Source organism: Kitasatospora sp. NPDC057936 (assembly GCF_042887525.1).
Lineage (GTDB): Bacteria > Actinomycetota > Actinomycetes > Streptomycetales > Streptomycetaceae > Kitasatospora.
Genome location: NZ_JBHVPD010000178.1, coordinates 1 through 8,876, shown reverse-complemented (window position 1 = coordinate 8,876; position 8,876 = coordinate 1). Strand labels below are relative to the sequence as shown.

Annotated in this window: 6 protein-coding genes, 3 tRNA genes and 1 pseudogene; 4 read left to right on the top strand and 6 right to left on the bottom strand. The window is 72.5% G+C overall.

Annotated features, from left to right (window positions below; all coding sequences use genetic code 11):
- Positions 1-20: 20 nt before the first annotated feature.
- The 6 genes from ACFVU9_RS44935 to ACFVU9_RS44910 all read right to left on the bottom strand — a co-directional run bounded on the left by ACFVU9_RS44935 (position 21) and on the right by ACFVU9_RS44910 (position 3,338).
- A tRNA-Gln gene (locus ACFVU9_RS44935) sits at positions 21-95 on the bottom strand.
- A 44-nt stretch (positions 96-139) separates the two neighbouring features.
- Positions 140-215: transfer RNA gene (locus ACFVU9_RS44930), tRNA-Glu, on the bottom strand.
- Between the two features lie 46 nt (positions 216-261).
- Positions 262-333 (bottom strand) — tRNA-Gln (locus ACFVU9_RS44925).
- A 239-nt stretch (positions 334-572) separates the two neighbouring features.
- On the bottom strand, positions 573-2,072 hold the full coding sequence (gene gltX / locus ACFVU9_RS44920) for a glutamate--tRNA ligase (RefSeq protein WP_380499460.1): 1,500 nt from the start codon (positions 2,070-2,072) through the stop codon (positions 573-575).
- Positions 2,065-2,865 (bottom strand): fumarylacetoacetate hydrolase family protein, encoded by an 801-nt coding sequence (locus ACFVU9_RS44915; RefSeq protein WP_380448665.1) that lies wholly within the window; start codon positions 2,863-2,865, stop codon positions 2,065-2,067. Before ACFVU9_RS44915 ends, gltX begins: the two co-directional genes overlap by 8 nt.
- A 251-nt stretch (positions 2,866-3,116) precedes the next feature.
- Positions 3,117-3,338, bottom strand: coding sequence for a hypothetical protein (locus tag ACFVU9_RS44910; RefSeq protein ID WP_380448663.1), 222 nt, complete (start codon positions 3,336-3,338; stop codon positions 3,117-3,119).
- A gap of 639 nt (positions 3,339-3,977) precedes the next feature.
- On the opposite strand from ACFVU9_RS44910, the gene ACFVU9_RS44905 reads away from it, so the two are divergent.
- The 4 genes and pseudogenes from ACFVU9_RS44905 to ACFVU9_RS44890 form a co-directional block, all read left to right on the top strand.
- Positions 3,978-7,724: a nitrate- and nitrite sensing domain-containing protein gene (locus ACFVU9_RS44905; protein WP_387603775.1), complete on the top strand. Its 3,747-nt coding sequence runs from the start codon at positions 3,978-3,980 to the stop codon at positions 7,722-7,724.
- Positions 7,725-7,734: 10 nt separating this feature from the next.
- Positions 7,735-8,148 (top strand): roadblock/LC7 domain-containing protein, encoded by a 414-nt coding sequence (locus tag ACFVU9_RS44900; protein WP_030248297.1) that lies wholly within the window; start codon positions 7,735-7,737, stop codon positions 8,146-8,148.
- A gap of 167 nt (positions 8,149-8,315) precedes the next feature.
- Positions 8,316-8,741 carry a DUF742 domain-containing protein gene (locus ACFVU9_RS44895; protein WP_030248215.1) on the top strand — a complete coding sequence of 142 codons (426 nt, stop codon included), beginning with the start codon at positions 8,316-8,318 and terminating at the stop codon, positions 8,739-8,741.
- Positions 8,722-8,876, top strand: a pseudogene (locus ACFVU9_RS44890) (ATP-binding protein); the annotation flags it as partial. The gene ACFVU9_RS44895 and the pseudogene ACFVU9_RS44890, both read left to right, overlap by 20 nt.

The window sequence follows — 8,876 nt, the reverse complement described above, 5'->3', positions numbered from 1 at the left end:
AAACCGGGGCCTTCCTTTTCTGGCTGGGGTACCAGGACTCGAACCTAGACTAAATGAACCAGAATCACTCGTGCTGCCAATTACACCATACCCCAACACAAAGCAAGCGCCGGTGGGCGAGCCCACCGGCTTCCTGCTCTGGTACCCCCGACCGGATTCGAACCGGCGCTACTGCCGTGAGAGGGCAGCGTGCTAGGCCGCTACACAACGGGGGCTTGATCTTCACTTGTCCTGCGGTGGTGCTGTTACTGCGGTACTGCGCTGGGGTACCAGGACTCGAACCTAGACTAAATGAACCAGAATCACTCGTGCTGCCAATTACACCATACCCCACCAGAGTTGAACCCTCGTCGGATCCTCTCAGGCGTTGCGCCTCTCGCTCGGTCCCGGCCGGGGGGCTTTCGCTCCCTCGTCCGTTCCCTCCCGGGCGGCGCAGAAAGAACATTACCCGACGTCTGCCCTGGCTCCAAAATCGATAACCCCAGGCAGCGTCCGGGGGGCCGACGGATGACCTCCGGGTACGCCGCGGGCCCGGCACCAGGCCGGGCCCGCGGGCGTGCTCAGCGGCCCGTTCAGGCGGCCGGCAGGGCGTCCAGGGCGGAACGCAGGCGACGCAGCGTCTCGGGGCGGCCGAGGAGCTCCATCGACTCGAACAGCGGCGGCGAGACCCGGCGGCCGGTGACGGCCACCCGCAGCGGCGTGAAGGCGAACTTGGGCTTGATGCCCAGCCCCTCCACCAGCGCCTCGCGCAGCGCGGCCTGGATCGGCTCCGGGGTGAAGTCCCCGAGCTCCTCCAGCGCCTTGATGCTGGCCTCCAGCACCGGGCGGGAGTCCGCGGTCAGCGCCTTGGCGGCGTCGTCCGGGTCGACCGCGAAGTCGGCCGGGTCGACGAAGAGGAAGCCGGCCATGTTGACGATCTCGCTCAGCACGACCATCCGCTCCTGGGTGAGCGGCGCCACCTTGGCGAGCAGGTCCAGCTGCTCGGCGGTGGGCTCGGCCGGCAGCAGGCCGGGCGCCTGCAGGTACGGCACCAGGCGGCGGACGAAGTCCTCCGGGGCCAGCTTGCGGACGTGCTCGGCGTTGATCGCCTCGCACTTCTTCAGGTCGAAGCGGGCCGGGTTGGAGTTGACCTTCGCGATGTCGAAGGCCGCGATCAGCTCGTCCGTGTCGAAGATGTCGCGGTCGTCGGCCAGCGACCAGCCCAGCAGGGACAGGTAGTTGAGCAGGCCCTCGCGGATGAAGCCGCGCTCGCGGTACAGGTTCAGCGAGGCCTGCGGGTCGCGCTTGGAGAGCTTCTTGTTGCCCTCGCCCATCACGTACGGCAGGTGGCCGAAGCGCGGGGTGGCGCCGGTGCCCACGCCGATCCCGGCGAGCGCCTCGTACAGCGCGATCTGGCGCGGGGTGGAGGACAGCAGGTCCTCGCCGCGCAGCACGTGCGTGATGCCCATGAGGGCGTCGTCGACCGGGTTCACCAGGGTGTACAGCGGGGCGCCGTTGGCCCGGACGATGCCGTAGTCCGGCACGTTCTCCGGCTCGAAGCTGAGCGTGCCGCGGACCAGGTCGTCGAACGCGATGGTCTTGTCGGGCATCCGGAAGCGCAGGATCGGCTCGCGCTTCTCCAGCTTGTAGACGGCGACCTGGTCGTCCGTCAGGTCCCGGCAGTGCCCGTCGTAGCCGGAGGGCTTGCCGGCCGCGCGGGCGGCCTCGCGGCGGGCGTCCAGCTCCTCGGTGCTGCAGTAGCAGTGGTAGGCGTGGCCGGCCTCGTGCAGGCGGCGGGCGACGTCCGCGTAGATGTCCATCCGCTGCGACTGGCGGTACGGCGCGTGCGGACCGCCGACCTCCGGGCCCTCGTCCCAGTCGAAGCCGAGCCAGCGCATCGCGTCGAGCAGCTGCTCGTACGACTCCTCGGAGTCGCGGGCCGCGTCGGTGTCCTCGATCCGGAAGACCAGCGTGCCGCCGTTGTGGCGGGCGTAGGCCCAGTTGAAGAGGGCGGTGCGGACCAGGCCCACGTGGGGGTTGCCGGTCGGGGAGGGACAGAAGCGAACCCGGACGGCCGGGTCAGTGTTAGCCACGCTTGATCACCTTGTTGGCGAGAGTGCCGATGCCTTCGATGGAGACGGCGACCTCGTCGCCGACGTTGACGGGGCCCACCCCAGCGGGTGTGCCGGTGAGGATGACGTCGCCGGGCAGCAGCGTCATGGCCTCGGAGATGTGGACGATCAGCTCGGCCACCGAGCGGACCATCTGGGAGGTGCGCCCGCTCTGGCGGAGCTCGCCGTTGACCGTGCAGGTGATCGCGAGGTCGCCCGGGTCGACGTCGGTCTCGATCCAGGGGCCGAGCGGGCAGGCGGTGTCGAAGCCCTTGGCCCGGGCCCACTGGCCCTCGCGCTGCTGGACGTCGCGGGCGGTCACGTCGTTGGCGCAGGTGTAGCCGAGGATCACCTCGGGCACCCGCTCCAGCGGGACCTCGCGGCACATCCGGCCGATCACCACGGCGAGTTCGGCCTCGTGGTGGACGTCCGAGGAGAACGGCGGGTAGGCGATGCTCTCGGTCGGGCCGATCACCGAGGTGGACGGCTTGAAGAAGGTGAGCGGGACGTCCGGGACGCCGCCGCCCATCTCCGCCGCGTGGGCCGCGTAGTTGCGGCCGACCGCCACGATCTTGTTGGGGAGCATCGGGCTGAGCAGCCGGACGTCCTGGAAGCGGTAGCTCTCGCCGGTGGGTTGCGGCTGGCCGAACGGGTGGCCGGCCAGGGCGTGGACGACCAGCGACTCCGGCCGGGCCGGGTCCCCCTCCACGACGCCGAAGGAGACGCTGCCGGCGGCAGGGCTCCCTTCCCGGACGGAAAACCTCGCAATGCGCACGGCTGGGCTACCCCTCGCTTCGTCGGCCGCCCGGGGCGCCCCCGGGCGCTGGTGGGCGCCCCGCCCGGCGTGGGCGCGGCCCCGTCAATCGTCGACCAGGCTATCGCGTGGGCCCTCCCCCGGCCGCTTCGGGCCCGTTCGGCGCGGGCGCCGTCCGGGCGTGGCCGGCCCGGCGGTCCCGGCGCGCGAACGCGAAGGGCGCCGCGGCCGGTTCGACGGCTGCGGCGCCCTTCGCGCGGCGCGGGGCGGGATCAGTCCTGCGGGACGGCCACCGGCGCGACCATCAGCTGGGTGCGGCGCGGGTTCGCGGTGTTGCCGGGCAGGTCGGTCGAGTAGGTGACGGCCTTGTCCTCGGGCTTGCGGGCGCCGGGGATCTTGCTGAAGTCCTCGACCGAGGCCAGCGTGGTCCGGCGCGGGTTCGCCGTGGAGCGGCAGGGCAGCGTGGACTTGGTGGCCTTCTTCGCCTGGGACATCGAGTCAGCACCTCGTGTTCGCGGCCGGGCGCGCCACGACGGCGGCGGCACGGCCTGAGTGAGTCCGATTGATTCGGAGGGATTCTGGGCAGGCTGATCGGGGCCGTGCTCCGGATGCAGCCAGGTTACGAGATCTCATTCCACAGGGACCGTGACCAAAGCTACACATTCGCCTGTGATTTTGCTCACAAATAGGTCTGCAAATCTCCGATATCCGACATTTCGCCGGAACGGGATTTCCCGACAAAACACCGATACCGGGCATTCCAGCAGGTCTGCGACTCTTGTCGATCTAGGGTCCCGTTGGCATGTATCGGACGAGTGTCCGAAAAAGGCGGTATTCCGGTCCGGTTACCGCACAGTCCGTGAAACCGCGCACGCGGTCGGTAGCCGTGACCGATGGTTCCCGGCGGCCCTTGTTGGGATTCCCTCGCTGTGCTGGAATGCCACGGACCGTGGGTAGGGAGCAGTCCACCCCGGTGCCCGCTCTCCCGGACCGGCCGGGGTGCGGATGGAAACTCGACACCGTCCAGGCCGTGGCAACGCGGCGGGACGCCCGGTCCAGAGGTTGCGACGCCAGTGCAGGGACGTTTCAAGAGGGGTAGCGGCGCCGCGGGGAACCCGGAGTCGCGCGAGCCTGTGGCAGCCCCCCAGCCGGCGGCGGCCCCCGGTGGCCCGGCCGAACCGCCGACGCCCGAGGGCACCGGCCGCCCGGAGCAGGACAGCCAGGACCGGAAATCCGCCCGCGACAAGCTCCGCACGTCCCTCACCAGGCGCCGCGCCACCGGTCTGAGCCGGCTCGCGATGCGCAACTGGCGGATCCGGACCCGACTGATCGCGCTGCTCGCGCTGCCCGTCCTGGTCTCGCTGGTCCTCGGTGGCCTGCGCATCCAGACCTCGATGCAGGCCTCGCAGCAGCTCGCCCAGATGGCCAACCTGTCCGACCTGGCCAAGAAGGCGACCAACCTCGCCGACGCGCTGCAGACCGAGCGCGACATCAGCGCCGGCCCGATCACCAACCGGCCGAGCGACCCGCTGGACGACGACATCGTCTCCGCGCGCAAGACCACCGACGACCTGAGCCGGACCTTCACCGCCTCCTCCGACAAGTTCGAGAACCTCGAACTCTCCGGCGGCAAGGCGCTGCTGTTCCAGATCCGCAAGGACCTCAACTCGATCTCGGACGCGCGCAACACGCCGTACCAGAACAACCAGAACATCCAGTCGACGATCACCGCGTACGACGTGATCATCCGCGACCTGCTGTCCATCACCCAGGACATAGCGCTCGCGTCGAACAACAAGGACCTGGTCGTCGCGACCCGCGCGCTCCAGCAGTTCTCGCTGGCCAAGGACGCGACCTCGCAGCAGCGCGCGCTGATCAGCGCCGCGCTCGCCAACCCCAAGGCCCCCGACCTCAGCCTGAGCGACGAGTCCTTCGGCATCCGCCTGCGCACGACGTACGACAACGCGCTCACGACGTTCAACAACATCTACACCGCGCACGACCTGGACAACCTGCGCGGGCAGCTGAGCTACAACAACGTCGTCGCCGACGCCGACCGCTACTCGCGCTCGATCCTCCAGCAGAGCGGTATCCACCAGACCGACCCGGTCAGCTACAAGGACTGGTACGAGAAGGCCACCGCCAAGATCAAGGCCGAGCAGCGGATCGAGTCCAAGCTGCTGGAGAACCTGGACGGAAAGGCCCAGGACCTCCAGTCCCAGGCCGACACCGACGCCCTGATCATCGCCGGCGCCGTCGCCCTCGTGCTGCTCGTCGCCCTCGGTGGCGCCGGTCTGATCGCCCGCTCGATGGTGCGCTCGCTGACCCGCCTGCAGGCCGCGGCCGAGGACGTCGCCGAGCGGCGGCTGCCCGAGCTGGTCAAGACGCTCTCCGAGAGCGACCCGCACGACGTCGACGTCACCGTCGAACCCGTCGCCGTCGACTCCACGGACGAGATCGGCCACGTGGCCCACGCGTTCGACATGGTGCACAGCGAGGCCGTCCGCCTCGCCGCCGAGCAGGCCCTCCTCCGCGGCAACATCAACGCGATGTTCACCAACCTCTCGCGCCGCAGCCAGGGCCTCATCCAGCGCCAGCTGTCGCTCATCTCCGAGCTGGAGAGCCGCGAGGCGGACCCGGACCAGCTCGCCAACCTCTTCAAGCTCGACCACCTCGCGACCCGCATGCGCCGCAACGGCGAGAACCTCCTCGTCCTCGCGGGCGAGGACCCGGGCCGCCGCTGGACCCGCCCCGTCCCGCTGGTCGACGTGCTCCGCGCCGCCGCCTCCGAGGTGGAGCAGTACGAGCGCATCGAACTCGCCGCGGTGCCGTCGGCCGAGGTCGCCGGCCGCGTCGTCAACGACCTCGTCCACCTGCTCGCCGAGCTGCTGGAGAACGCCACCTCGTTCTCCAGCCCGCAGACCCGCGTCCGGGTCACCGGCCACGCGCTGCCCGACGGCCGCGTGCTGGTCGAGATCCACGACACCGGCATCGGCCTGAGCCCCGACGACCTCGCCGAGATCAACGAGCGCCTCGCCAACCCGCCGACGGTGGACGTCTCCGTCTCCCGCCGCATGGGCCTCTTCGTGGTCGGCCGCCTGTCCCTGCGACACGGCATCCGCATCCAGCTGCGCCCCAGCGACTCCGGCGGCACCACCGCGCTCGTCATGCTCCCGGTGGACGTCACCAACTCCGCCGACCGCCGCACCGCCGGCCGCCCCGGTCCGGCGCAGGCCAAGCAGCAGCGCGGGGTCGCCCCGACGCCGCGCCAGCAGCGCCAGATGCCGGCCGGCCAGGGCGGTCCGGCCGCGCTCGGCCAGGGCCCGGCCGGCGGTGCCCCGCAGGGCCGCCCGCAGCTCGGCCAGGGCGGTCCGGCCGCCCCGGCGGCGCCGGGTGCCCCGACCGCTCCCGGTGCGCCCGGCGGACGCACCGGCGGCCTGCCCACCCGTCAGGTCGGCAAGGCGCTCCGCGAGAACCCGGTCGTCCCGCAGGGTCAGCCGGGTCTGCCGGGCCAGCAGCCGCAGCAGCCCCAGCAGGCTCAGCAGCCGCAGCAGTCGGCCCAGGGCGGCCTGCCGCAGCGCGGCCCCGGCCGCCAGGGCCCGCCGCAGGGCGGCCCCGGCCTGCCCCGCCGCGGCCAGCAGCCCGGCGGCCCCGGCCAGCCCGGTGGCCCCGGTCAGCCCGGTCAGCCCGGTCAGCCCGGCGGACCGCAGGGTGCGCCCGGCCGCCCCGGGCAGGAGCGCCCGCGCCCCGGTGGCGACCCGAACGGTGGTCCCCGCACCGGCGAGCAGCCGCAGCACGGCCGCCCGGGTGCACCCGGTGCGCCGGGTGCGCCGCGCCAGGGCGCCCGCCCGGGCAACCGCCCGCAGGACGGCCTGCCGCAGCGCCGCCAGCCCGGCCGCCCTGGCCCGCAGGGCCCTGGCGGTCAGGGTCCGCAGGGTCCCCAGGGTCCCGGCGGCCAGGGTCCGCAGGGTCCGCAGGGCCCCGGCGGCCAGGGTCCGCAGGCCCCGCGCCGTCCGCAGCGCCCCGGCCCGGACGCGCCGCAGCGCGACCGCCAGCCGCAGCTCCCGCAGCAGCAGGCCCCGCAGGCCCAGCTCCCGCCGGCCGAACCGGCCCCGGTCGAGAGCACCCAGCAGTTCGCCCGCCCGCGCTTCGAGGCCAGCCAGATCGACCCGCGCGACCCGCTGGGCCTCGGCCTGGTCGAGCCGGTGCTGCCGAACGTGCCGAACCCGGTGCGCCCGGAGCCGGTCCGCCAGGAGCAGGCCCGTCCGGAGCCCGTCCGCCAGGAGCCGATGGCGCTGCCGACCGGCTCGTCCGAGGGCGGCGCCGGGCAGCAGCCGTGGGCCGCGCAGGACGCCCGGCCGCCGGCGTACCAGCCGCGCCGCCCCGGCACGTCGGCGCCGGAGGTCCGGCAGGAGCCCCAGGGCCGTCCGCCCCGGCAGCAGGCCCCCCAGGGCCAGCCCGGCCAGCAGGCCGCGCCGCAGCAGCAGGTCCCCCAGGGCCAGCCGCAGCCCGGTGAGGGCGACGCCCCGTGGCGTCCGTCGGCCAACGACGAGCGCTGGCGCCGCGCGGAGCAGGTACGGGAGCCCTCGACCAGCGGCGTCACGATGTCCGGCCTCCCCCGGCGGACCCCGCAGGCCAACCTGGTCTCCGGCACCGCCGAGGCCTCCCCGCTGACCGGTCCCCAGGTCTCCCGGGCCCCCGAGGAGGTGCGCGGCCGGCTGACCAACCTCCGCCGCGGCATCCAGCAGGGCCGCCGGGCGGGCGCGGAGCAGGTCGGCCAGCCCGGCCGGCCCGGCTTCCAGCATGGTGCCCAGCAGCCCGGGTTCGATAGTTTCGGGGGCCGGAGCGACGGCAACGGCGCAGATCACCAGGAGCGTTGAGTTGAACCAGATGAGCCAGGCCGCACAGAACCTGAACTGGCTGATCACCAATTTCGTGGACAACACCCCCGGGGTGTCCCACACCGTGGTGGTCTCCGCGGACGGCCTCCTGCTGTGCATGTCCGAGGGCTTCCCCCGGGACCGCGCCGACCAGCTCGCCGCCGTCGCCTCCGGCCTCACCTCCCTCACCTCCGGCGCCAGCCGGATCTTCGAGGGCGGCGAGGTCAACCAGACCGTCGTCGAGATGGAACGGGGCTTCCTGTTCCTCATGGCCGTCAGCGACGGCTCCGCCCTCGCCGTCCTGGCCGCCCCCGACTCCGACATCGGCCTCGTCGGCTACGAGATGGCCCTGCTCGTCGACCGCGCAGGCGCCGTCCTCACCCCCGCACTCCGCGCAGAACTCCAGGGCAGTCTCCTGCACTGACCGGGGGCCGCACGGCACCCACCCATCCACCGTCCCACCTCCCCGCCGGGTCCGACCCGACCGGTCCCGGCGCTCGACCCTCAGCTACCCTCAGGCAGCTGATCCCGCCTCAGCTGGAACGCCCCAGCTGGAACCTGCTGCCCGAGGCCGCAGCACAAGGAGGACCCATGACCCCGCCCTCGACACCCGCCGGCCCGTACGGCAGCGGGTACGGCAGCGGCTACGGCGGGCAGCAGTCCGACGGCTACGAGCAGCAGCCGCTGGTCCGCCCGTACGCGATGACCGGCGGCCGGACCCGGCCCCGCTACCAGCTCGCCATCGAGGCCCTGATCTCGACCACGGGATCGGCCGAGCGCACCGGCGGCCTGCTGCCCGAGCACGCCCGGATCGTCAACCTCTGCCGTGAGGTCAAATCCATCGCGGAGATCTCCGCACTGGCCGGCGTGCCGCTCGGTGTCGCCCGCATCCTCGTGGCCGACCTGGCCGAGGCCGGCCTCGTCGCCATCCACCAGCCCGCCGCCGCGGGCGAGTCGGGCGGAACGCCCGACGTCACGCTGCTCGAAAGGGTCCTCAGTGGACTTCGCAAGCTCTAACGGACCCGCCCGCGCCACGACGTCAGCGAAGATCGTCGTGGCGGGCGGCTTCGGTGTCGGCAAGACCACGCTCGTCGGCGCCGTCTCCGAGATCAACCCCCTGCGCACCGAAGCCGTCATGACCTCGGCCTCCGC

Bases quoted from the DNA above. Each gene is read 5' to 3' on its own strand.
- ACFVU9_RS44910 (WP_380448663.1), bottom strand. From the start codon at position 3,338: ATGTCCCAGGCGAAGAAGGCCACCAAGTCCACGCTGCCCTGCCGCTCC.
- ACFVU9_RS44895 (WP_030248215.1), top strand. From the start codon at position 8,316: ATGACCCCGCCCTCGACACCCGCCGGCCCGTACGGCAGCGGGTACGGC.
- ACFVU9_RS44900 (WP_030248297.1), top strand. From the start codon at position 7,735: ATGAGCCAGGCCGCACAGAACCTGAACTGGCTGATCACCAATTTCGTG.